The organism is Frischella sp. Ac48 (assembly GCF_019641635.1).
GTDB lineage: Bacteria > Pseudomonadota > Gammaproteobacteria > Enterobacterales > Orbaceae > Frischella > Frischella japonica.
This window is the reverse complement of sequence record NZ_JAETXP010000011.1, coordinates 18,097-40,892: the sequence shown is the minus strand read 5'-3', so window position 1 is coordinate 40,892 and position 22,796 is coordinate 18,097. Positions and strand designations below refer to the sequence as shown.

The following is a 22,796-nucleotide window of genomic DNA, read 5'->3' as shown; positions in this document are numbered from 1 at the left end:
GGGGGAATAAATTAATGCTTTATAAATATATTAATGGGCTGTGAGATCGATGACATCAAATTGCACGTTAGGATTTACGTCCGCATCATAATCGACACCTTTAATACCAAAACCAAATAAACGTAAAAATTCATCTTTATAGCCTTGATAGTCAGTGACTTGATAGATGGTATCATCAGTTACTTTTGACCAAATTTCTTTACATGTATTTTGGACTTCTGGGCGTAGTTCCCAATCATCTAAGCGTAAACGATGTTTTTCATCGGTTTGTGGTTGACCATTCACGTAAAGCTTAGTGGCAAACATACGTTGTATTTGTTCGATACAGCCTTCGTGAATTCCTTGCTCTTTCATTACTTTAAATGACATAGCAATGTATAATGGCATAACTGGAATTGCAGAAGAAGCTTGTGTTACCACAGATTTTAATACAGCCACATAAGCATGCCCTTGTTTGGTGGCTAATTGTTTATCAATTGCCTGTGCTGCCCGATCTAAATCTTCTTTAGCTTTACCCAGTGTACCATGCCAATAAATTGGCCATGTCAACTCTGTACCAATATAAGAATAAGCGACCGCTTGTGCGTTATCCGCTAATACACCTGCTTCAGATAATGCGTTCATCCAAAGCTCCCAGTCTTGTCCCCCCATTACTTTAACGGTATCGGCAATTTCTTGTTCGCTAGCCGGTTCTACCGTTGCTTCAATTAATACATCTTTGTTGGTATCAAGGGCGACAGATTTGTAAGATTGACCGATAGGTTTTAATGCTGAACGAACAACTTCACCAGAATCTGGCATTTTACGAACTGGCGATGCTAATGAATAAACAACTAAATCGATTTGACCTAAATCTTGCTTAATTAGATCAATCACAGTTTGTCGGCATTCATTTGAAAAGGCATCGCCATTCACGCTTTTCGCGTACAAACCAGCTGCTTTAGCCGCTTTATCAAAAGCAGCAGAATTATACCAACCTGCTGTTCCTGGTTTAGTATCAGTACCTGGTTTTTCGAAGAAAACGCCGATGGTTGCTGCATCTGAACCAAAAGCGGCGGTGATACGTGAAGCTAAACCATAACCGGTTGAAGCACCAATAACCAATACTTTTTTCGGTCCATTGGAAATTTTTCCTTTTGACTTAACGTAAGCAATTTGTTCATTAACATTTGCTTCACAACCAACAGGATGAGTGGTAGTACAGATAAAGCCACGAATTTTAGGTTTAATTATCATATTTTTGTCTCATCAATTTTATAACATTTTTGTTTACAGAATATTTATAAACAAAATAAATTCATGCATTTTAATTTGTTATGTTAAAAAGGCAACTAATTTTATCACCACTTTGGCTATTGTGCCAATAAGTGCGAATGAGCTTATACATTGTCAACGTGATTTTGCATCATTATATGCATTTAACGTGTTTAACCTGGCTTGAGAATGCGTTATGATCGGTGTTGGATAATCTAACTTTATTTGTTGTTGTTTAGCCCATACATGTGGTTGATGTATATATTTATCAGGAACTTGAGCTAATTCAGGAAGATATTGACGAATAAATTTACCCTTAGGATCAAATCGTTGCCCTTGAGTTGTAGGATTAAAAATCCGGAAATAAGGAGCTGCATCAGTACCAGTTGATGCAGACCACTGCCACCCACCATTATTGGCAGCCAAATTACCATCAATTAATTGCGACATAAAATAAGTTTCTCCCCATCGCCAATCAATCAATAAATCTTTCACTAAAAAACTAGCTGTAATTAAACGTAGTCGATTATGCATCCATCCCGTTTGTTTCAATTGACGCATAGCAGCATCAACGATAGGATAGCCAGTTAGACCATTTTGCCATGCAATAAAATCAGATTGGTTATTGCGCCAGACGATATACTTAGTCCAATCTATAAAAGGTAAATTTTTTGATAATTTAGGATAACGCGCTAATAAATGATAATAGAATTCTCGCCAGACTAATTGACAAAACCATCCATAAGCACCAGATCGACTAAAATCCAAAAATCGAGGATGCTCTGATTGCAGTTTGGCAAGACATTGCCTTGGTGACAATATACCAATAGTTAGATAAGCGGATAACTGACTGGTACCATTAATGGCTGGCAAATCACGTAAATTTAAATAATCCTCAACATCCTCACGACAAAACTTATCTAAGAGTTGTAATGCTTGTGTTTCACCAACAGGGAAAAAATGATTCGCTTCCAATGGATAATTAAACGGCCTGATTAACTCAGATTGTTGTAATGGTAATTGCTGTTGATGGCGTAGATTTGGTTGATCGACTATCTTTAGCGCATTTTGGAGAAAATATTGATGATAACGCCTTTGGAATGGCGTAAAAACGCGATACATACTTCCATTAGCGGTAACAATATGATTTGGTGAAATTAGTACAGCATCGTCGAAAAAATGGCATTGTATATTTTTTCTATGCAACAACTGAATCACTTTATGATCACGTTGTTGTTCATTCCATTCATATTGTTGATTAAAGAAAATATCAGTTACTTGATACTTTTGGCAATACAGTTCAATAGTTGATATTGCATCTTTGAAATAATCAACTTCTTGATATATTAGAGAAATATTCAATTTATTAAGTGAAATATGCAGTTGTTGTAAATGTTGATAAATAAAATGACATTGTCGAGGCGACATATTATGCTGTCGCCATTGTTTTGGCGTAGCAATATATATCGCTATTACCTGAGCACTATCATCTTTACAAGCATGATAGAGTGCTAAGTTATCTTGAATGCGCAGATCATTGCGAAACCAAATTAAATGGACTGCCATTTTATGTTCCTGAATTTTGGATTGCTGAAGTAAATCTATTTTGTTTTTTCAAAAAGTTTTAAATATTGCCCATAACCTTCTTTTTCTAAATCCATTTTTGGAATAAAACGCAATGCTGCAGAATTAATGCAGTAACGTAATCCTCCCAATGTTTTTGGCCCATCAGGGAAAACGTGACCTAGATGGGAATCGGCATTAGCCGAACGCACCTCGGTTCGCTGCATACCATAACTATTATCTTGTTTTTCAATAACATTATTAGGTTCAATCGGTTTAGTGAAACTTGGCCAACCACACCTTGAGTCAAACTTATCTAATGAAGAAAATAACGGTTCGCCAGAAACAATATCAACATAAATTCCTTCAGCTTTGTGATGATAGAATTCATTGTCAAATGGGGGTTCAGTACCATTTTGTTGCGTCACATAACGTTGCATCGCATTTAAGGCTAAAATGGCCTGTTTTTTACTTACATTATTCATACTACACCCCTTTTGATATTGCTTACTCATAAAAATTATTAGCAATGTTTTCGCTAATATAAAAAATTTTTTAAACGTTTATACCATAGACCTAACTACATTATCTTTAATCCACCAATGATGATAAATCGCAGCAAGAATATGCATCAAAATCAGGACCATTAATAGATAAGATCCATAAATATGGACGGAATGAAAAAAAACGTAGCCATAATTCGGTAACGGCATGGCTGGTATGTTGATAAAATTGAAAAAATTAAGTGATCTACTACTCATTAAATAACCCGACAGTGGCAACAATATTAATAATAAATAAATACACCCTTGTACAGATTTAGCGAGAGCACGTTGTAATTTTTTTGTTTTAGGTAAAGTATTGGGTACACCTTGTTTTATAATGAAGAATATGCGCCAAAAAGTAAAAAATAATACTAATGTGCCTAATGATTTATGTAGCATATAAACATTAGTCATTCCTCCTAACCAATGGCTTAAACTAATCTTAAACATGGGTAATATGATAACAGCAAATATTAATAATGCTGTAAGCCAATGGTTCCATTTTTGTTGAGTAGTATAGTGTGGAAAATTTTGCATTATGATCTCTCTTTCTGTTATTTGTTATCATGCCAATGTTTAATGATAAAATCAGCTCGACCAGACATTTTATGATAACGTTGATAATGATTTGGTTGTTTACGATAAAAATCTTGATGGTAATCTTCAGCTGGATAGAATTTTTTTGCCGGTTCAATGGCGACTTTAATCGGGTGAGCAAATCGATGACTTGCTTGTAAGGCTGCTTTGGAGTCTTGTGCCTGTTGTAATTGATATTCATTGTGATAAAAAATAACAGGTCGATAAGAATCACCACGATCAGCAAATTGACCGTTGCTATCAGTTGGATCGATTTGTTGCCAAAAAATATCTAATAACTGTTTGTAGGTGATTTTTTGTGGATCAAAAGTGATTTGTACTGCTTCGGTATGCCCTGTTCCGCCATGACAAACTTCCTGATATGTAGGATTTTCTAGAGTTCCACCTGTATAACCCGATACCACTTTTTCGACGCCTTCATATTGATCAAAAGGTTTTACCATACACCAAAAGCATCCGCCAGCAAAAGTCGCTAATTCAAACTGTTTCATCACACACTCCTCGTTTTGATGTATGGTATTATCTAAAATAACTTTTTTTCAAGAAAATAAACACAAAAAACAAACTAATTTAATTAGTTAACTAATTTTATCATATCATTATTTATGATAACTACAAGAGAAGGTTATTAATAAAATAAGTGTAACTTATTGATATTTATCGAATTAAACCCAATATTAGCTATAATTAATATGCTAAGGAGGTTTTTATTATGGCGGTAGGCTGGGCATCTGAAGATGCCGTTAATCAACAAATCGAAAGTACTATTTCTGATGCAATTGAAAATGCCAGACGACACTTAAATCAAGCTAAACTTAGTGCAAAATTCTGCTTGGAATGTCAAGAACCCATTCCTCAAGCAAGGAGACGTGCCATTAAAGGAGTGCAATACTGTATTGATTGTCAAAATCAATTTGATAAATTGCAGGAAAAATCTTTACAACTTTATAATCGTCGAGGATGTAAGGATAGCCAATTGCGCTAAACAATAAAATAAAGGTGGATAAAATTTATCCACCTATTGCTTAATGTTATTCGGTTGGCTGTGCTTTTTTAGTCGTTTTTGGTTTAACCGTTTTTTTGGTAGTCGTTTTTTTTACTGGTTTGTCAGTAGATTTTTCAGTAAGATTCTCTTGTTTCTCTTGTTTCTCTTGTTTCTCTTGTTTTGGAGCTTGTACTACAACACCATCATTTGGATAAATAAATAATTTATTATCAAACCATTCGGCACAAAAAATTTCACTAATATCATTATAACCCTGTTCTTTGATTTGTGCAGTTAGCCACGCTTCATTTTTATGTAACTGTTCAAGATTTCCCTGACTAATTGCACTTTCTTCAATCAATAAAACGGCTATATCTTTATCGCCTTTTTTTATGATGGTTAAAGAACCGTTTAGTTCATACCAGACCTCTTTTAGTTGATTAAAAGAACAAATCCCTTGAACGTTAACGAGTGTTTCGAAATCTCTTACCGGTAAATTGGCTTTAAGAAAGTTAGCAGAAATTAAATGGCCACTTTTCACTAATTGAATCGGTTTACCATCTATTGCATCACGAAGTTTAGAATTTTTAGATTTTATGTAACGTATTAAAACTAATAATCCCCCCCAAATTATAACTAAACAAGCTGCATCGACAGCAGAGACCGATGGACTCAATAATGCTCCCCCAACTAATGCACCGATGACCATACTCCCTACTTGATCCAATTGAGACATGGGAGCTATCTGGCTTTTCCCTGATAATTTTACATAAATAAGTAAAATTACTAATGCTAATAAAAATTTCGGTGCCATTTCAACTAAATACATAACCAATCTCCAAATAATTAACAAGTTAAGTCATTGTATTATTAGAATATCATTAAAAATCAATATAATACAGGTAAATTACCAGCGAGATTGAGTTTGAAATTTTAGCTGGTTTGAGAACAAATTTTATAATAGTAGTAAGAAATAATTTTAAACCAAGTTCACTGAATTTGTTTCTAAAAGTTGAGCATAATGTAGAATGCAATTTGATTGAAATAAATAAACACATATACTTGAATATTGATAATCCATGTAAACTATCGTAATATACCCCCACTTTAAAAGTGATAAGTTTCAGATTTCTTTTTAATAGGTTTGGAAAAAGAGTATTTTTGTAAAATTGAAAATGGGTATTGTGATCCACAAATTAGTTTATACATTACTACTTTATTTTTCTTATTTATTAGTTTGTGTTTATAACTGTTAAAATTTTTTTTAAATGATTATTGTTGTTTTTATAAAAATCGTTAATTTGTAAAATTGAGAATAAAGATGAAAGATAAAAGTTTAGCATATATATTATGGTTTTTTTTAGGGGTTCTAGGTGTTCATCGTATGTATTGTGGTAAATGGATTACTGGGATAATTTGGTTTCTTACCTGTGGTCTATTTGGAATCGGATGGTTACTGGATGTTTTTTTAACTAGCCGTATGGTTGACTATGCCAATGCAATTTATAAAAGTAAATATAACTAGTAAAATAATTTTAGTCACATCGAGTTATTATAGGGGAATACCTGCCTTATAGGGTGTGTTTTGATATAATTCATATTAAAATGCTATTTAACACCATACCTCATTAAATTTTAATGAGGTAAGTTTCACTAATCCACGATAGAATTTCATTTAAACCTCCACAGGTTCGCCTCCTATTCTCTCCATATCATTAAGCTTAATAATGTAGTGGTGATAACGAGCATTTAAAAAATCATCAATGTGATATGGGGCTAATCCATCGTCACCAGCAACAGCAAAATCAAATGTTAAATTGCAGACTAATTTGTAGTGTGCCAAGTGATAATTTAATGCCGTTTATTGATTTTTTTATAATTTACATTCATGATCCATATGCCAGATAATTCAAAAAATTTAATTGGAGATTGATTTTTGTTTCTTGAAATAAGATTAAACGTATTTAAATTGGATCATTTAATATGTCTTGTATTTTTAACACTGTTTTACCTTATTTTAAGTAATAAAAAACCCGCCAAAGCGGGTTGTGTTATAAATGTAATTCGCATTAATCTCTAGGTTTAAAAGCGCCAACTATTGCAAATTTAGCTTTGAATAAATGATCAATACTTGCATTTGAAAGTTTTATATTTGGTGCTGACTCTGGTGGGATAGATGCTAATGCATAAGAATAACCATCACCATTAATAAATGCCCCATAGATTGAAAAGTCTATTTCTTTATTTATATCATTCTTAATGCTAAATGATAAATTAGGCTTAATATTAATAATCGATTTACTTTTAGATAAGTTAACCATGTTTACAAACTGATCAGATACTTGAACTAAAACAGTTGTTTTATCTGGAGCAGATATTTGAATATCTCCAGTTTTATCTTTTCCTCCTACTGTTATTGAAATCTTAAATAGTGCTTTTGAATTCATTTTTTCACGATAACACTCAATATATTTAGCTTCGTCAAATATTGATAGCACCATTTTCTTAGCTTCTATCAATGTTTCAGATTCTTTACGTGAATCTTGATAATCACTACAACTCATAACTTCTACTATTAAATTAGCATCAATTGTTTTAGGCTCATCACTAACAACATCGCTATAATTTACATCTGTTGACAAATCCACTTTACAACCAAATAATACAAATGCCACTGCTATTAATATCAGTTTTTTCACTTTTCACCCCTTTTATTATATTCAATTTCGTTAATTATTTTATAATCCATTCAAAAACACCGCTAAGTGTTGATTGTTTATATAAATCTCTCACGTTTCCACTTGACTGAACACCTTTGTCAACATTGCTAGCTGTCGGGGTTGAACTTGATGGATTTTTCATGTACTTAGTTAAATCAGTGCATAATACAGTCTGAACAACGCGGACTTCCTTTGCCGTTAATCAAAAAGTGGTAAAAAAGAGATCATAATATTGTTATATGATTTAAATCGAGTTTCTATTGTTGCTAATTGCCTGCAATTAACTAATGTATCCATCGCTATAACGAATTGCTCAGCTATTCCGCCACTTTGGTTGCCAAATAAATCAACAACATTATAGGCAGAGTTTACAGCACTATCAATTTTATTCAATTTATCATTTATCTTGTTAGCAATCTCATTTATTTTTTGCAGTTGATACACCATCTAGTTGCTAGAAAATTAACTGGTAACACTCCCTATCGCCTGTGTTGATTCAACGATCTAAGAAACAGTTGAATCAAGCTTAATATACATATCAGACATAACCCCATTAAACGTAATGCAAACAGGGTTGATAATATTATGATCACTAACGAAACTACCATCTTTTAAAAAATTAGTTGGCGAACTTGACGAAGAGCTCTACAGCTCTACAAGTGCAAACAACCGCTATTAAACCGGCAAGACAGATATTAACTAGTTCCCCGAGATTAAATAAATTACTAATCATTCTCTTACCTCACAGCATCTATTGAGCATTTGTGTCCCTAAGTTGATCCCCTAAAATATTTTCCACTGCGCCAGCCGTATTAGCTAAATCGCTTGCTGTTACCGTCATGTTAAATTTGATTCAGATTTTCATTTTCATGATTTACTGCACATATTGGTGAACTGGCATGTTCAAAGCAGAACACCTCTATTTATTCCTAAAAAGTTAGGGCTGGGACACACTTGAAATAGTGAAAGGATACGCTCATTTGAATGCTGATTATTTAAGTCAACTTCCTAATGCAGTCACAATTTGGTCACAAAATAGTAATAAAAATAACCAAAGCTTAAACTTTGCCGGCATAACTAATTGATTATTTTATGTTTTAATGGCGTCTTTTACCGTTGAACTGATAATCGTATCGCCATGACTTAGTCCCTGATGGCGTAATATACAAATATAAGCTTTCAAAATCTGGTAACTTATAGGGCTTATCTTTGGGTTTTGCTGAATCGATGGCTTTTATAGTTAGCATTATTACGGTATTTTTTGTTGCGGTATTAAAATATACCGTAAATATACCGTTAATAGATTGTCGTTGTCAATCGTATAGAATCGTATTCGGTCGCATTGAAAACATTAAAACATCAGGTTAAATAAGGCTTTAATCGTATTGAGTCGTATTGAGTCGTTGATGGAATGGCGTCCCCTACAGGATTCGAACCTGTGACCTACGGCTTAGAAGGCCGTTGCTCTATCCAGCTGAGCTAAGGAGACTTAGTTTGGATTGACTCTTGCGTTAGGTATTATATAAGGCATATTTATTCAGTCAATAAATTTTAACGTTTTCCTTGCTATTGTATTAAAATATCATCAATCTAAATGTTAACAAGGCTATTAGTAAATTTTAATAGCCAAATTTAGATTAATTCAACTCTAACTTTTGATTGGTCGTTTTGCTTTAATACGTTTATATTTGTTTTTACGTTGTTCTGGTGTTAAAAAGCTTTTTTCTTCAGCTGCTAATCCAACCTTTTCACGTAAATAGTTAACATCATTAATATTAAGTTCTGTCCATCCACCACGTGGTAATCTTTTAGGTAAAATAATATTGCCATAACGGATCCGCATAAGACGACTCACTTTTACTCCAACAGCATCCCACATACGGCGAACTTCCCGATTACGTCCTTCGGTTATCACCACATTGAACCATTGATTGGCATTTTCTCCCCCTTGAGATTGAATAGATTTAAATGCGGCAGGACCATCCTCTAACTGTACACCTTTTCTAAGTTGATTGATTTGCTCATCATTTACTTGTCCAAACACACGAACTGCATATTCACGTTCAATCTCATTACGAGGATGCATAAGGCGGTTAGCCAATTCACCATCAGTAGTAAATAATAATAATCCAGAGGTATTAATATCTAAGCGACCAATATTAATCCAACGGGCATTTTTTAATCTTGGCAAATTTGTAAAAACTGTTGCTCGCCCTTCAGGATCATGACGGGAACAGATCTCACCTTCTGGTTTATAATAAATAAGGACTCGACAAATATCTTGTTCTTTCATTCTGGTTGAAATTAGGTGTCCATTTATTCGGATTTTAGGTTGTGTTTGGACATCAATACGATCACCTAATTTGGCTAATTGTCCATTGACACTAATTTTTCCTGCTTGAATTAAACCTTCGACTTCCCGACGTGAACCGTGTCCCAAATTTGCTATAACTTTTTGTAACTTTTCTGTTTTGTCTTTGATACTTTTCATAATCTCCTCTTGCTACCTTCACAGGTATCATGTTCGTTGCTTAATAAACTTTTGGTAAAAATTGAATATCCATGTAATAACGTCGTGGCTTTTGGATATCAACATAGACATTAATGGTTTTATTATCCTTAATATAAAATTCTGGATTAAATTTTATATTTTCACTTCTAAATATATGGACAACATCTGGCTGCATTTCATCTACCCATTCACTATAAATGACATAAGAATGACCGACAAAATTTAAAAATGAAGTTGTTTCGATGGATAATATCGAAGTTTCAAGATATTTTCCGTTATCAATTAGCCAATTTTTTTGCTTATTTCTCAAGTAAATATAACAAAAAAATCCTATAGTAATCAAGAAAGGAATAATGCCCAATATGCCTAGTAAAATCACTAATGACCAATGGGATTTAAAACTATTAATTTCAGCATGATTTATCGTATAAAGCACATCAACCGGTTCGCCTAATTCATATTGGGGTGTTCTATGCCCTATATCTGAAAGAAAATAAGCCGCTAGACCGTCTTTATTAATGTATTTTACGATTGGATGATAATAGCGATTTTTATTTCCTCTACCATCCTCCAAATAACTGATCCGAAAATTAATAACAATACCCTGTGCCTGATCAGAATGATTAATAAAAGCAAGTTGTTTAATAAATAAAAAAACTGTGATAATTAATAGTAGACTACTTATTATTAATAAACTTAACATTACCCTTTTAATCATTATTATTTTTCTCACTTAATTTTTTATTATTCTTAGATAAATGGAGTTACATCACCACTGCCTGCTCGGATAATTTCTGGATAATCATGTGTTAAATCAATAATGGTTGTTGGTTGTTGGCCTATATAACCACCATGAATAATTGCTTCAAGTTGATGTCCTATATTATTGTCAATCTCTTCGGGGTCGGATTGAGCAAAATCGTCATGGGGTAAAATTAAACTTGTCGTCATTAATGGTTGATTTAATAATCCTAATAACGCTAGATCAATTTTATTATCAGGAATACGTAAACCAATGGTTTTACGTTTTTCATTCATTAATCGTCTAGGTACTTCTTTATTAGCTGCTAGAATAAAAACATACTGACCGGGTGTATTATTTTTAAGTAATCGAAAAGTTGAATTATCAACATAAGCATATGAGGATAATTCTGATAAATCACGACACATTAAGGTGAAATGATGGTTTTTTTCCAACTCCCTGATCTTACATATTCTATCAACACCATTTTTATTATCTAATGTACAACCTAATGAATAACCAGAGTCAGTTGGAAATGCAATAACCCCATGATTATTTAATATATAAACAACTTGTTCAAGTAACCGTTTTTGGGGATTATCTGGATGAATATAAAACATTTGTGCCATAGAGAATATTACTCATTATAAAATTACAATGTTATTAAGACCAATTATGCCATATTGGTTTGACATTAGATGGTAATGGCTGTGTTTTTCCAAGATCTAAATAATTATTAAGATCGTGAAAATCAGAGCCTTGAGAAGCAAATAAACCAAACTTATTTGCAAAATGTGCTAATAGTTTAAGATCCTCTAATGTTTGCCGACTTTGTGAAACTTCCATACCATCACCGCCATTTTCTTTGAAGTAATTGATTAATGTTTGCATTTTAGTAACCGTAAAATCATACCTTGATGGATGAGCTAAAACAGCTTGACCATTTGCTTGATGAATAATTTTAATCGCCTCTTCTATCGTCGTCCATTTCGGGGATACATAAGCATAACCTGACTTTCCTAGATATTTTTTAAATGCGCGTTTTATATCCTTAACGTAACCTTTATCCACTAAGAAACGGGCAAAATGAGCACGGGAAACAATATCACCTTGTGCATATATTAACGCATTTTCATAAGCATGATCTATGCTGACTTTTTTAAGCTTATGACTAATTTGTAACGCTCGGTCGATTCGACATTGCGCTTGAGACGCCAATAATGAATTTAGTTGTGGATTATTAATATCAATATTTAATCCAACAATATGTATTTCAGTATTTTTCCATAATGTTGATATCTCTACTCCATTAATTAATTTAATTGGTAAACAATTCGCTTGAATATATTGGTGCGCTTCATTTAAGCCGTTGATGGTGTCATGATCAGTAATCGCCAAAACATCGACTTGATTATTAACCGCTCTTTGGACAACTTGAGATGGGGTTAATATGCCATCAGATGCCTTAGAATGACAATGAAGATCATATTGTAACGCTCCAATCGCGTTAATTAAGGTCATTAATCCTACTTTATCGATAAAAAGGTTATTCTTTACATTAGAAACGTGTAATATACCACACAAAGTATTTATTACTAAACAGGTAAATTATGAAAACAGAAATTGCTTTAGCACAAAAAGAGACAGATTCAATTATTGAAGAACTACTTTCTGACGGCAGCGATCCAGATGCATTGTATTTAATTGAACATCATATTTCATCAATTGATTTTGACACATTAGAAAAAGTAGCAGTAGAAGCCTTTAAATTGGGTTATGAAGTAACAGATCCAGAAGAAATGGAAGATGAGGATAATCAACCGATAATATGTTGCGATATAATCTCAGAGATTCCGCTTGATGCCAGCCTAATCAATAGCCAAATAGAACAGATCATTAATTTAATTTGTCAATATAATGTGACCTATGATGGTTGGGGAACCTATTTCGAAGATGGTGAAGATGAGGATGACATGATAGAAGACGAAAGTACTTTTCATTAATTAATGATCTATTAGAACAATATAATAAAAGCGGATAATGTTAATTTCCGCTTTTTTGTAATTTTATTCAGCGACTGTTAATTAATTTTCTGTATCAAGCTCTGCAAAATTTTTAATTAACTCATCAATTGCTTTCATCTGTTTTAAAAAAGGTTCTAATTTAGCAAGTGGTAATGCTGAAGGTCCGTCACATTTAGCGTTAGCCGGATCTGGGTGTGATTCAAGAAATAATCCAGCAATACCAACAGCCATACCTGCACGCGCTAATTCTGTTACCTGACCACGACGTCCACCTGATGCAGCGCCCATTGGATCTCGGCACTGTAAAGCATGAGTGACATCGAAAATAACAGGCGAACCTTTGCTGACTTTTTTCATGATGTTGAAGCCAAGCATATCGACTACTAAATTATCATAACCAAAACAGCTACCACGATCACAAAGTATAATTTGATCATTACCAGCTTCTTCAAATTTTTCAACAATATTACCCATTTGACCAGGGCTAACAAATTGTGGTTTTTTTACATTTATTACAGCGCCCGTTTTCGCCATGGCCACAACTAAATCAGTTTGACGAGCCAAAAATGCTGGTAATTGAATAACATCAACGACATCAGCCACTGGTTGGCATTGTTGTTCCGTGTGAACATCAGTAATAATTTTTACCCCAAACTGTTGTTTTAACTCTTGAAAAATTTTCATTCCCTCATCAAAACCAGGTCCTCGATAAGAATGAATAGAGGATCGATTGGCTTTGTCAAAAGATGCCTTAAAAACATATGGAATGTTTAATTTTTGGGTAACTGTCACATAATGTTCGCAAATTTTCATGGCTAAGTCACGCGATTCAAGCACATTCATACCACCAAAAAGAACAAATGGTAAATCATTTGCAACTGGGATATTATCAATTTTAACAATCTTTTGTTTCATATTTGTTCCTATATATTTAATTCATTATTATGGTTTAAACCAGCGACCAACTGTTACTCTATCATTACCACTATAATCGATATGGGTTTCCACTAATTGAAAACCATTTTGTTTGAAAATTGTTCTAACTGCTTCACCTTGTTTCCAACCATGTTCAATCAAGAGCCAACCATATTGATTAAGATGTTTAGTTGCTCCCGCAACAATTACTTTAATATCGGCTAACCCTTCATCGTCAGCCACCAAAGCACTTCTTGGTTCAAATCTTACATCACCCTGTGAGAGATGTATATCGGTTGAATCAATATATGGCGGATTACTCACAATCATCGAAAATTTCCGACCTTTAATCGGTTTATACCAATTACCTTGTAAAAAATAAGCATTGTTCACGCCGTTATATTTAGCATTACCTTGTGCTAGTATTAATGCTTGTTCATTTTTCTCTATCGCAGTAAATAGGCAATCTTGTCGTTCTGTAGCCATAGCAATAGTAATCGCCCCAGTTCCAGTACCTAAATCCAACACTTCACAGGGTACTTTAGGGAGATATTCTAAAGCAATTTCTACTAATTTTTCAGTATCAGGTCTAGGGATTAATGTTGACGGTGATACTTGAAATTTTAATGACCAGAATTCTTTGACTCCTGTTATGTAGGCAATAGGTTCACCGGTTTGCCGACGTTTTAAACAAGTATTTAGTGAGTCTAATTGTGATTGTGTTAATTCTGTTTCACTAAAGGCCATCAAAAAAGTTCGAGATTTGTTGGTAACAAAACCCAAAAGAATTTCTGCATCACGCTTTGGACTTTCACTCTCTTTAAGTGTTGAAGATGCCTGTTTAAGCCATTCTAAATAGGTCATTATTCTTGTTCCGAAAGTGCCGCTAATTGATCTGCCTGATATTCTTGAACGATAGGATCAATTAGCATTTCTAATTTACCTTGCATAACTTCATCTAAGCGATAAATTGTTAAATTGATACGATGATCAGTGACTCGGCCTTGGGGATAATTATAGGTGCGAATACGATCTGAACGATCTCCTGATCCCAAAAGATTACGACGCGTAGACGCCTCTTCTTGTTGACGCCTTTGCCTTTCTGCATCTTGAATTCTTGCTGCAAGCACGGACATTGCTTTGGCTTTGTTTTTATGTTGAGAACGTTCATCCTGACATTCAACGACAATACCCGTTGGTATATGTGTTATACGAATAGCAGAATCAGTAGTGTTAACATGCTGACCACCAGCACCCGATGAACGGTAAGTATCAATTCGCAAGTCAGCAGGATTAATTTCAGGTAAATCTGCTTCAGGCACTTCCGGTAAAATAGCCACCGTACAGGCTGAAGTATGAATACGGCCTTGTGACTCTGTTTCAGGTACACGTTGTACGCGATGACCACCTGATTCGAATTTTAAATTACCGTATACATTGTCACCACTAACAAGCATAATCACTTCTTTGTATCCACCATGTTCACCATCACTTGAACTGAGTATTTCGACACGCCAACGTTTTGTCTCCGCATATCGTGTGTACATTCTAGCTAGATCACCCGCAAAAATAGCTGCTTCATCTCCTCCGGTGCCGGCACGAATTTCAAGAAAACAGTTATATTCATCGTTGGGATCTTTTGGTAACAGTAGTAATTGCAATTGAGTTTCTAAATGATCAACTTTTTCTTTAGCTTGAGCCAACTCATCCTGAGCCATTTCGCCCATTTCTGGATCTGATAACATCATTTGAGCCGTTTCAATATCTTCTTGAGCTTGTTTCCATTGAGTAAAGCAATTAACAACGTCGGTTAACTGAGCATATTCTTTTGATAAAGCACGAAAACGTTCTTGATCAGCTATTACACTGGGATCAGATAAAAGTGCTTGTACTTCTTCAAAACGTTCTTGTAGTGTTTCAAGTTTTGCAATGATTGACGGTTTCATATAAACATAATACCTAATTAACGGTTAAAATTTTATTCTGCATGAGTGTATATAATTGTAAAAGAAAGGCAAGTTAAACATTGCTAATGTTCTTTAAGCCCTAGTCCGTGACTTAATACTTCTAAACAATTGTGACAATTTTGGCTGGCTGCCTGAAGCAATGATTGGGTAGGTGCATGTATTAAACGATTAGTTAATTGATGGGAAAATTTAGCCATAATTTCATCAATATCCCGCCCCTCTTTAATTGCATTAATAGCTTTAATTGTCAATTCGGATTTAATGATTTCGGCCTGAGAACGATATTGTTTAATTAAGGCAACAGCATTTCTTGAGCGTAACCATTGCATAAAGATTTCTGTTTCTTCATAAATGATCTGTTCAGCTTCTTTAGCTGCCATCATACGTTGTTCCAAATTTGTTTGGACAATTTGTTGGAGATCATCAATCGTGTAAAGATGTACATTAGGCAAACAACTAATTTCTCCTTCAACATCACGAGGAACAGCTAAATCAATAAATAACATAGCATTATCATGGCTGTTATGCTGAAACTGTTTACGTAAAGCCATTGAACTTTCAACCATCCCTTTACCGATAATAGGCAAAGGGCTGGCGGTTGAACTTATCACAATATCTGCTTCTTTTAATCTGAATGGAATATCTGATAAAGCGATAATTTCAGCATCCAATAAATTAGCAAGTTTCAATGCTTTTTCTCGGGTACGATTAGCAACAATAATTTTTTTAAAGCCATGAGGTTTAAGATATCGGGCGATTAATTCTATAGTTTCCCCAGCGCCAACTAACATAACATTTAGCTTAGCCGGATTAGTAAATAATTGCTTGGCAATTTGACAAGCCGAAAATGCAACAGAAGCCGAACTCGAACCGATACGGGTTTCGGTACGAATACGTTTGGCTATATGAAAGGTGCGTTGAAATAACTTAGTTAATTCACCCGATAAACAGTGAAATTGATCAGCATTAGCATAAGCTTGCTTTACCTGCCCTAAAATTTGTGATTCGCCAATGATCATAGAATCAATACCACTGGCAACTTTGATAAGATGCTCAATTGCTTGCTTATCAGTATAGCAATAAAGACTATTGGCATATAAAGTCAGATCAAGCCGATGATATTGACTTAACCATTGTTCAACTGAATATTTTACACGAACCCAATCTGATTGTTGTTGGTAGCTTATATAAATTTCAGTACGGTTACAGGTAGCTAAAATTACACATCCTTCAATTAATGGATGCTGTTTTAAGCTATACAACGCTTTATCAATAACATCGGGAGAAAAAGTTATTTTTTCTCTTATTGTAACGGGCGCTGTTTTATGATTAATACCTAAAATTGCTATAGACATTGCGTATTTAAATCTGTTCTAAAACACTCATTGCGATAATTATTCTATTTTTATTGTGATGACTTAAGTTGGATTTAAAATAATAGGATATCCCTCTTATCGTTATAGCTTAATTATTATTAAATAGAATACTATACGTGATGATCAACAAAATGTATCAACCATTAACAGTTTGTTAGATCATACAATCTGACAGTAGATATATTAAAATTACCATGATTATACATTATTTTTTAGTAAAGGTTAATGAATTGCATTTAAAGTAAACGTATTTCCATTAATGTGAAGTATTAGCTATAATAACAATTATTGTTTTATCAGCTTATTGAAATGAAGAGTATCTATGGTAAAAAAATCAATTTATCGATTATGTATTATTTTGATAGCATTATTAATAAATGCGTGTAGTCTAAATCAGAGTAACATATCTTCAAATCCAATATTAGATTGGCCGCAACATCAACAAGAATTAAAACAACTTACCGCATTTCAAGCTTCAGGAAGCTTGGCATATTTTGATACAAAATCACGTTACTATGGGCGCTTTTATATTAAACAATTAGCAAAAAATGAATATCAATTGAAGTTAACCTCACCTATTGGAACCTCAATCTTTTCGCTTAGCGTTAATCCTTTTGAAGCGGTATTAACAGATAAAAATGGGGAAAAATATCGTAATAAAAATGTTGAAAGTTTAGTTGAAGATTTGACTGGGATGAATATCCCCTTACGTAACATGACCGATTGGTTGATCGGATATGCGAATAATAACGATGATAAAATTGATGATTCAGGAAAATTAAGTCAAACGCAATTTAAACAAACTGATAAAATTTGGACTGTAACATATCGTAAATATACCGATGTTAAATTTCATAGCAATACCATTGATTTACCATCGACTATCTTTTTAAATAGTGGTCGTTCTGAGTTACGTCTATCAATTAATAATTGGAAAATTCTTTAATAATGAAAAAATGGATATCACCGGCAAAATTGAATCTTTTTCTCTATATTACCGGTCAACGTGAGGATAAATACCATAATTTACAAACATTATTTCAATTTGTCGATTTTTACGATGAGTTAACTTTTTTAAATCGCACTGATAATAAAATCCATTTAGTTACGCCATTTGAAAAGGTTATACATGATGAAAATTTGATTATTAAAGCAGCTAAGTTATTACTTGAATTTGCTCAAACTCATCGTATTAATTTACCGAGGTATTATGGCGTTGATATTGAAATTATAAAAAGATTGCCAATGGGAGGAGGTTTAGGTGGTGGTTCATCTAATGCGGCTACAACTTTAGTCGCTTTAAATTATATTTGGAATTTAAATTTGTCTTGTCAACAGCTTATGGAACTTGGAAAAAAACTTGGGTCGGATGTGGCCATTTTTATCTATGGTCATAGTGCTTTTGCGCAAGGTGTTGGTGATGAATTGCAATCAATTATAGTACCTGAGAAGTGGTATCTTATCGTAAAACCAAATATTAACATTGCGACAGTATCTATTTTTTCACATCCTGATTTAAAACGTGACAGTGTCACTAGAAATATTAATCAACTACTAAACGCTCCTTTTAAAAATGATTGTGAGCCGATAGTAAGAAAATTGTATCCTATAATCGATGCCTTAATTACTTGGTTATCCTCTTATGCCCCTACTCGCTTGACGGGTACCGGAGCATGTGTTTTTAGTGAATGCGATTCGTTCCAACAAGCACAACAATTACAAAATCGTTTAAACGATCAAGGCCTTTTTACCGATTTATATACGAGTTTTATTGCTAAAGGCTGTAATCGTTCGCTACTTTATAGAGCGATTTAAATCAATTTATAATATTATCTCAGTATGGATAATAGTGAATACTAAACAATTGTGTGCACGATGATGATAGAAATTATCATTCCCATCCAGTTTTACAGTGGTACTAAATTGGCTAAATAATGATACGGTTTAATATCAACCATCCTGGTAATATTTTTAACATAGCTTGAAAAAAATTAATCATTTATAGCTAACTCTAAGTTTATGCTAGGTATAAAATCGGTATATTTGCTTTTGTTGCATCGATTAGCTGTCCGGTTTAAATCCAGCCGATAATCGTTTAATAAAACAATTTTTTGGGGATGACTAAACACAATAATGGGAATCGATGAACGTTTATTCAATATTATCGATTTATCGTTGCATTGCATGGAAATATTGGCTGCCGGTGTGGGAATAGTGGAATGTCTTTTGATCCTAAATTGACTCTCTTTGGGCAGTTGTGATACTGCCTCAATAAAAGAATCAACTTCGCACCAAACTGCAAGGTTCTTATTAAAAATTTTATTTTTGTCGGCAATGAATGTTTTTTTGTTGTATAAATATTCTAATAACTGTTGTCGATTAAATTTTTTAGTTACCATCGTTTCACGCCAATAAAATTTGATGCGATTAATTTCATCGTTTTGTTCGATACATTGTAGTTCTCTAAAAACTTGAAAACTAATCAGCATAGGAAAAATTTCATGAGCAATTTTAAATCTATCTTCATGGTTATTTGCTAATTTACGAAATGATTCGGCACACTCTTGCTTTATTTTATTAATTTGCATTATTTTCATGTAAATATGTTGTTTTGCTTTGTAGGGTAAAACAATCACACCTGGGAATTTTTTAGTTATTTTCGTTGAAGCTAATGTTTGGCCATCTACATAAAAGTTGCCGTAAATTTTTTTTAATAAATTTTGTGAGTTAAGTAACCCATTATTTAGTGGATAAACCGAAATTTTATCCGGCGCATGTTCTTCATGCGATTTATGCATTGTTTCCACTTCAGTTACATAGGCAAATAGCTCGCCCATATTCCACAATTCTTTGCAAAAAGCGTTAATATTATCTTCAAGATATGTCACATTTAATTTGAATTTGCTACTATTAGACATAATTATTCATTATAAATTTAAATGACTTAAACTAACTTTCAAAAAGTTGATTATATAGTTACAGTAGTAAAAAAAATAGGAATTTTATAATTAATTAATCTTTATCATCTAAATCCAAAAAATATTAATATCACTTAATAAAATTGTTAATTTTCCTAGAAAAAAATTCCGCTATAACATTATTGTAATGGGAGATGGAGTTTTTTATAATTTGATTCGGTTATTATTAATCATCCATATCAAATTCCTGCATTGGTCCATCTTTGGTCTCAAGTTTTCTAATGTAACGGATAACCATTTCTGGTTTTTTCCAAGTCCCTTCGTGCATAATTTGTGTTAAACCAACGTTTTTTTCTGCCATGTCAATTGCAGCACCTACACGTGCGCTATGGGCCGACCAAGCTTGATAACGACCAGTTTGATCTTTTTTAACAACATTAAGCAATCGATAAGCAGAATTAAAAACTCTTCTAATGGTTTCTGTAGTAAGTTGACAATCCGGTCTTTGTATTTCATTCGATTTTTTAATAGCACAAAATAAATAGGCATTATCATGTAAATCAACGCCGGATAAATCCAACCAGTTTTGAATCAGTTTGGTAGGTAACTTACCTAGATGTTTATAAAGCCCTTCGATAGTCAAAACAGTTTTTGTATGTGAAATATGTAAAGTTGATTTTCCGTTACGTTGTAACTTAAAATCTTTCACTTTTATTCTGGTTATTTCAGAACTTCTCAATAAAGTGTAGTAAGCGGTGGATAATATAGCTAAATCTCTTATATCTTTTAAATTTAAGCTATTTTTTTTCATATCATATATCTGTTTTAAATCTTCAAATCTAAAAGGGATTGCCTGTGTTAGATCTTCACCCTCATCAATTGCCATACGTAATAATTTCTTTTTTATTCGTTTTACTTTTGATGAAGTATTAATAGGAGTTAAACCAGATTGATTCTGAAGCATCGCCAAAAATGCATTATGAGAATTAATACTGTTGTGTTTTAGTTGTCGATCTGTTTTTAAATAAAATAGATAATCACGTAAATCATCAGGTGAGATAGGTAAAAAAGTCCGATTATTTTGGTTACACCAATTTGCCCAAGAATTGATGGTGCTCTTAAATTGTTTTTGCGTATTTGAGGAGTAAGCATCTATATCAGAAAAAAAATCTTGAAGGTTTTTCTTTATCGTTTCATTGACTAAAGAAAAATTATTTGATTCTGATATTGTTAAACTCTCTTTCACCATGCCCTAACCTATTATCACATTTATATAGTTAATAACTCCCTAAAGATCATCTAAAATTTAAGAAATTATCTGATCAAATATAAGGGTCAAAATGAATATATTTAAAATACTCATTGTTAATGTTGTATAATGGATATTATACAACATAATTAATTTAGAACATAGATCATTAATTAATAAGAGATTAGATTGTTTTATTTTTCACATTGATGGCATGTTTAGATTAACTAATCTCAAGATGTTATTGAAAATTGCTTAACAATAAACCACGGTTAGGTTTAGAGAATTAAGGTGAAAATTATGTTATCTGATTTAAAAAAAGAAATTAAATTTGTGTGTAAACTCTTAAATGATCTAAAAATTTAATCACAATTTATGAACCTATCTAGATTTAAATAAACTGATATAAAAAATAGTTCAATTAAATGGATAATATCCTTTGATATATATTTGGTTAAAGTTTATTGAAAATAGTATTTAGCTAAGTATTAACAATATCTGGTTTAATGATATAAACTTTATATCACTACCTAAGTACAACTAATAAGTTTATAATTGTTGTTCATTATGAGAATTCAAACTAAAGCATAATTATTTAAATTAAAGGAAATAAAATGCGAAAAATAATACTATCATTGATCTTTATAACAATGTTACTTTCAGGATGTGGCATTATAGACATTCCTTGTTAGAATTTTAATTACGACCTTATCCTAGATTTTGTGTATTTACCAGTTAAAGGTGACGGTTAATTCTGTCACCAAATTCTATTCTAGAATAAATCGAGTCATTACTTTTTTCATCAAGAACACGGTATTTTTATTGGTATATTTTAAGACCCAGTGATTTTTGCCATTATCCGACCTGTTCGTCGTCGAGATAAGATTATGCCCAAACTGTAAGAGTCTTGTATCATAAGCACGATTATTATCATTAAAGACTTTTCCCGCTATTTCATCGAGCAAGGTATTTTGTGAGGGAGCTTAATTGCCGTTGATTATAGAAACGATTTCTTGTTATTTTTAAGCATTGACATAATCTGCGCAAACTATATCAATGCTTATTGTGTGAAATTAACAAAAATTATTTTTTAGATAATCTGATAATAAATGCTTTTTCTAATTGCTATAAATCAATCAAAATATAAATACGCCGATATAAAAAAAAGTTTTGTTAAATGTTATTTCATAATTATTAACTTTATAGCAATTTTTTATTTTAGCTTGCTTTCCGAGTCTAACATTTTTCTCCAGGCTATCAATAAAATAATAATGAAGTCCCCTTCTTTCTTGTTTAGCTTTGTTTAATTGCAGCGGCGCTTTTTTAGTGTAACAATCTCATATTGAATGTTGTCTTAGAATATATTTAATTTTTTAAAATAGTTTAACTACATGGACAATATCCTTTAATATCTATATTAGGTTAATAT

At 32.7% G+C, this 22,796-nt stretch carries 24 protein-coding genes and 1 tRNA gene; 5 read left to right on the top strand and 20 right to left on the bottom strand.

What is annotated here, in order from left to right:
- Window positions 1-30 precede the first annotated feature (30 nt).
- The 5 genes from fabV to msrA form a co-directional block, all read right to left on the bottom strand.
- The gene (gene fabV, locus JMI89_RS08505; protein ID WP_187755235.1) at window positions 31-1,236 is read right to left on the bottom strand and encodes an enoyl-ACP reductase FabV; all 1,206 of its coding nucleotides are present in this window, start codon (window positions 1,234-1,236) and stop codon (window positions 31-33) included.
- Window positions 1,237-1,389: 153 nt separating this feature from the next.
- The gene (gene phrB / locus JMI89_RS08500) at window positions 1,390-2,820 is read right to left on the bottom strand and encodes a deoxyribodipyrimidine photo-lyase (protein ID WP_187755234.1); all 1,431 of its coding nucleotides are present in this window, start codon (window positions 2,818-2,820) and stop codon (window positions 1,390-1,392) included.
- 35 nt (window positions 2,821-2,855) lie between these two features.
- The gene (gene msrB / locus JMI89_RS08495) at window positions 2,856-3,302 is read right to left on the bottom strand and encodes a peptide-methionine (R)-S-oxide reductase MsrB (RefSeq protein ID WP_187755233.1); all 447 of its coding nucleotides are present in this window, start codon (window positions 3,300-3,302) and stop codon (window positions 2,856-2,858) included.
- Between the two features lie 78 nt (window positions 3,303-3,380).
- The gene (locus JMI89_RS08490; RefSeq protein WP_187755232.1) at window positions 3,381-3,899 is read right to left on the bottom strand and encodes a cytochrome b; all 519 of its coding nucleotides are present in this window, start codon (window positions 3,897-3,899) and stop codon (window positions 3,381-3,383) included.
- 17 nt (window positions 3,900-3,916) lie between these two features.
- Window positions 3,917-4,450, bottom strand: coding sequence for a peptide-methionine (S)-S-oxide reductase MsrA (msrA, locus tag JMI89_RS08485; protein WP_187755231.1), 534 nt, complete (start codon window positions 4,448-4,450; stop codon window positions 3,917-3,919).
- A gap of 221 nt (window positions 4,451-4,671) precedes the next feature.
- Between msrA and JMI89_RS08480 the strand changes: the two genes are divergently transcribed.
- The gene (locus JMI89_RS08480) at window positions 4,672-4,944 is read left to right on the top strand and encodes a DksA/TraR family C4-type zinc finger protein (RefSeq protein WP_187755230.1); all 273 of its coding nucleotides are present in this window, start codon (window positions 4,672-4,674) and stop codon (window positions 4,942-4,944) included.
- Between the two features lie 46 nt (window positions 4,945-4,990).
- Here JMI89_RS08480 and JMI89_RS08475 read toward each other — a convergent pair whose 3' ends face one another.
- A complete protein-coding gene (locus tag JMI89_RS08475; protein WP_220679841.1) occupies window positions 4,991-5,773 on the bottom strand; it encodes a DUF421 domain-containing protein in 783 nt (260 codons plus the stop codon).
- A gap of 492 nt (window positions 5,774-6,265) precedes the next feature.
- Between JMI89_RS08475 and JMI89_RS08470 the strand changes: the two genes are divergently transcribed.
- Window positions 6,266-6,469 carry an NINE protein gene (locus JMI89_RS08470; protein WP_220679840.1) on the top strand — a complete coding sequence of 68 codons (204 nt, stop codon included), beginning with the start codon at window positions 6,266-6,268 and terminating at the stop codon, window positions 6,467-6,469.
- A gap of 544 nt (window positions 6,470-7,013) precedes the next feature.
- Here JMI89_RS08470 and JMI89_RS08465 read toward each other — a convergent pair.
- The 8 genes from JMI89_RS08465 to JMI89_RS08430 form a co-directional block, all read right to left on the bottom strand.
- On the bottom strand, window positions 7,014-7,643 hold the full coding sequence (locus JMI89_RS08465; protein WP_187755227.1) for a hypothetical protein: 630 nt from the start codon (window positions 7,641-7,643) through the stop codon (window positions 7,014-7,016).
- Between the two features lie 219 nt (window positions 7,644-7,862).
- A complete protein-coding gene (locus JMI89_RS08460) occupies window positions 7,863-8,111 on the bottom strand; it encodes a hypothetical protein (RefSeq protein ID WP_187755226.1) in 249 nt (82 codons plus the stop codon).
- Window positions 8,112-8,761: 650 nt separating this feature from the next.
- A complete protein-coding gene (locus JMI89_RS12095) occupies window positions 8,762-8,911 on the bottom strand; it encodes an Arm DNA-binding domain-containing protein (RefSeq protein ID WP_187755225.1) in 150 nt (49 codons plus the stop codon).
- 165 nt (window positions 8,912-9,076) lie between these two features.
- Window positions 9,077-9,153: transfer RNA gene (locus JMI89_RS08450), tRNA-Arg, on the bottom strand.
- A gap of 159 nt (window positions 9,154-9,312) precedes the next feature.
- Window positions 9,313-10,155 (bottom strand): 23S rRNA pseudouridine(2605) synthase RluB, encoded by an 843-nt coding sequence (gene rluB / locus JMI89_RS08445; protein ID WP_220679839.1) that lies wholly within the window; start codon window positions 10,153-10,155, stop codon window positions 9,313-9,315.
- 40 nt (window positions 10,156-10,195) lie between these two features.
- A complete protein-coding gene (locus JMI89_RS08440) occupies window positions 10,196-10,894 on the bottom strand; it encodes a DUF3592 domain-containing protein (RefSeq protein ID WP_220679838.1) in 699 nt (232 codons plus the stop codon).
- 32 nt (window positions 10,895-10,926) lie between these two features.
- Entirely contained in the window at window positions 10,927-11,547 is a 621-nt protein-coding gene (locus JMI89_RS08435; protein WP_187755222.1) for an L-threonylcarbamoyladenylate synthase, read from the bottom strand.
- A 34-nt stretch (window positions 11,548-11,581) separates the two neighbouring features.
- Entirely contained in the window at window positions 11,582-12,439 is an 858-nt protein-coding gene (locus tag JMI89_RS08430) for a PHP domain-containing protein (RefSeq protein WP_220679837.1), read from the bottom strand.
- A gap of 89 nt (window positions 12,440-12,528) precedes the next feature.
- Here JMI89_RS08430 and rraB point away from each other — a divergent pair, with 89 nt between their 5' ends.
- Window positions 12,529-12,921, top strand: a complete 393-nt coding sequence (gene rraB / locus JMI89_RS08425) for a ribonuclease E inhibitor RraB (protein WP_187755220.1) — start codon at window positions 12,529-12,531, stop codon at window positions 12,919-12,921.
- Between the two features lie 81 nt (window positions 12,922-13,002).
- Here the strand turns inward: rraB and kdsA are convergent, their stop codons facing one another.
- From kdsA to hemA, 4 genes are all read right to left on the bottom strand, one after another.
- Window positions 13,003-13,857, bottom strand: coding sequence for a 3-deoxy-8-phosphooctulonate synthase (kdsA, locus tag JMI89_RS08420; RefSeq protein ID WP_187755219.1), 855 nt, complete (start codon window positions 13,855-13,857; stop codon window positions 13,003-13,005).
- 27 nt (window positions 13,858-13,884) lie between these two features.
- Window positions 13,885-14,721 carry a peptide chain release factor N(5)-glutamine methyltransferase gene (gene prmC / locus JMI89_RS08415; protein ID WP_187755218.1) on the bottom strand — a complete coding sequence of 279 codons (837 nt, stop codon included), beginning with the start codon at window positions 14,719-14,721 and terminating at the stop codon, window positions 13,885-13,887.
- Window positions 14,721-15,803 (bottom strand): peptide chain release factor 1, encoded by a 1,083-nt coding sequence (gene prfA / locus JMI89_RS08410; RefSeq protein ID WP_255562879.1) that lies wholly within the window; start codon window positions 15,801-15,803, stop codon window positions 14,721-14,723. The genes prmC and prfA overlap by 1 nt, the downstream gene beginning before the upstream one ends.
- Before the next feature lie 83 nt (window positions 15,804-15,886).
- Window positions 15,887-17,179 carry a glutamyl-tRNA reductase gene (gene hemA, locus JMI89_RS08405; protein ID WP_220679836.1) on the bottom strand — a complete coding sequence of 431 codons (1,293 nt, stop codon included), beginning with the start codon at window positions 17,177-17,179 and terminating at the stop codon, window positions 15,887-15,889.
- A 343-nt stretch (window positions 17,180-17,522) separates the two neighbouring features.
- Here hemA and lolB point away from each other — a divergent pair, with 343 nt between their 5' ends.
- The gene (gene lolB / locus JMI89_RS08400) at window positions 17,523-18,146 is read left to right on the top strand and encodes a lipoprotein insertase outer membrane protein LolB (protein ID WP_187755215.1); all 624 of its coding nucleotides are present in this window, start codon (window positions 17,523-17,525) and stop codon (window positions 18,144-18,146) included.
- Window positions 18,146-19,015, top strand: coding sequence for a 4-(cytidine 5'-diphospho)-2-C-methyl-D-erythritol kinase (gene ispE / locus JMI89_RS08395; RefSeq protein WP_370633736.1), 870 nt, complete (start codon window positions 18,146-18,148; stop codon window positions 19,013-19,015). Before lolB ends, ispE begins: the two co-directional genes overlap by 1 nt.
- Before the next feature lie 176 nt (window positions 19,016-19,191).
- Here the strand turns inward: ispE and JMI89_RS08390 are convergent, their stop codons facing one another.
- Together JMI89_RS08390 and JMI89_RS08385 are read right to left on the bottom strand one after the other, a co-directional pair.
- Window positions 19,192-20,118, bottom strand: coding sequence for a DNA replication terminus site-binding protein (locus JMI89_RS08390; RefSeq protein ID WP_187755214.1), 927 nt, complete (start codon window positions 20,116-20,118; stop codon window positions 19,192-19,194).
- Between the two features lie 226 nt (window positions 20,119-20,344).
- Window positions 20,345-21,367 (bottom strand): tyrosine-type recombinase/integrase, encoded by a 1,023-nt coding sequence (locus JMI89_RS08385; RefSeq protein WP_220679834.1) that lies wholly within the window; start codon window positions 21,365-21,367, stop codon window positions 20,345-20,347.
- Window positions 21,368-22,796 lie beyond the last annotated feature (1,429 nt).

What these genes read in the sequence shown, in the direction of transcription:
- fabV (WP_187755235.1), bottom strand. Translation starts at nt 1,236, where the DNA reads ATGATAATTAAACCTAAAATTCGTGGCTTTATCTGTACTACCACTCAT.
- phrB (WP_187755234.1), bottom strand. Translation starts at nt 2,820, where the DNA reads ATGGCAGTCCATTTAATTTGGTTTCGCAATGATCTGCGCATTCAAGAT.
- msrB (WP_187755233.1), bottom strand. Translation starts at nt 3,302, where the DNA reads ATGAATAATGTAAGTAAAAAACAGGCCATTTTAGCCTTAAATGCGATG.
- JMI89_RS08490 (WP_187755232.1), bottom strand. Translation starts at nt 3,899, where the DNA reads ATGCAAAATTTTCCACACTATACTACTCAACAAAAATGGAACCATTGG.
- msrA (WP_187755231.1), bottom strand. Translation starts at nt 4,450, where the DNA reads ATGAAACAGTTTGAATTAGCGACTTTTGCTGGCGGATGCTTTTGGTGT.
- JMI89_RS08480 (WP_187755230.1), top strand. Translation starts at nt 4,672, where the DNA reads ATGGCGGTAGGCTGGGCATCTGAAGATGCCGTTAATCAACAAATCGAA.
- JMI89_RS08475 (WP_220679841.1), bottom strand. Translation starts at nt 5,773, where the DNA reads ATGTATTTAGTTGAAATGGCACCGAAATTTTTATTAGCATTAGTAATT.
- JMI89_RS08470 (WP_220679840.1), top strand. Translation starts at nt 6,266, where the DNA reads ATGAAAGATAAAAGTTTAGCATATATATTATGGTTTTTTTTAGGGGTT.
- JMI89_RS08460 (WP_187755226.1), bottom strand. Translation starts at nt 8,111, where the DNA reads ATGGTGTATCAACTGCAAAAAATAAATGAGATTGCTAACAAGATAAAT.
- JMI89_RS12095 (WP_187755225.1), bottom strand. Translation starts at nt 8,911, where the DNA reads ATGCTAACTATAAAAGCCATCGATTCAGCAAAACCCAAAGATAAGCCC.
- rluB (WP_220679839.1), bottom strand. Translation starts at nt 10,155, where the DNA reads ATGAAAAGTATCAAAGACAAAACAGAAAAGTTACAAAAAGTTATAGCA.
- JMI89_RS08440 (WP_220679838.1), bottom strand. Translation starts at nt 10,894, where the DNA reads ATGATTAAAAGGGTAATGTTAAGTTTATTAATAATAAGTAGTCTACTA.
- JMI89_RS08435 (WP_187755222.1), bottom strand. Translation starts at nt 11,547, where the DNA reads ATGGCACAAATGTTTTATATTCATCCAGATAATCCCCAAAAACGGTTA.
- JMI89_RS08430 (WP_220679837.1), bottom strand. Translation starts at nt 12,439, where the DNA reads ATGACCTTAATTAACGCGATTGGAGCGTTACAATATGATCTTCATTGT.
- rraB (WP_187755220.1), top strand. Translation starts at nt 12,529, where the DNA reads ATGAAAACAGAAATTGCTTTAGCACAAAAAGAGACAGATTCAATTATT.
- kdsA (WP_187755219.1), bottom strand. Translation starts at nt 13,857, where the DNA reads ATGAAACAAAAGATTGTTAAAATTGATAATATCCCAGTTGCAAATGAT.
- prmC (WP_187755218.1), bottom strand. Translation starts at nt 14,721, where the DNA reads ATGACCTATTTAGAATGGCTTAAACAGGCATCTTCAACACTTAAAGAG.
- prfA (WP_255562879.1), bottom strand. Translation starts at nt 15,803, where the DNA reads ATGAAACCGTCAATCATTGCAAAACTTGAAACACTACAAGAACGTTTT.
- hemA (WP_220679836.1), bottom strand. Translation starts at nt 17,179, where the DNA reads ATGTCTATAGCAATTTTAGGTATTAATCATAAAACAGCGCCCGTTACA.
- lolB (WP_187755215.1), top strand. Translation starts at nt 17,523, where the DNA reads ATGGTAAAAAAATCAATTTATCGATTATGTATTATTTTGATAGCATTA.
- JMI89_RS08390 (WP_187755214.1), bottom strand. Translation starts at nt 20,118, where the DNA reads ATGTCTAATAGTAGCAAATTCAAATTAAATGTGACATATCTTGAAGAT.
- JMI89_RS08385 (WP_220679834.1), bottom strand. Translation starts at nt 21,367, where the DNA reads ATGGTGAAAGAGAGTTTAACAATATCAGAATCAAATAATTTTTCTTTA.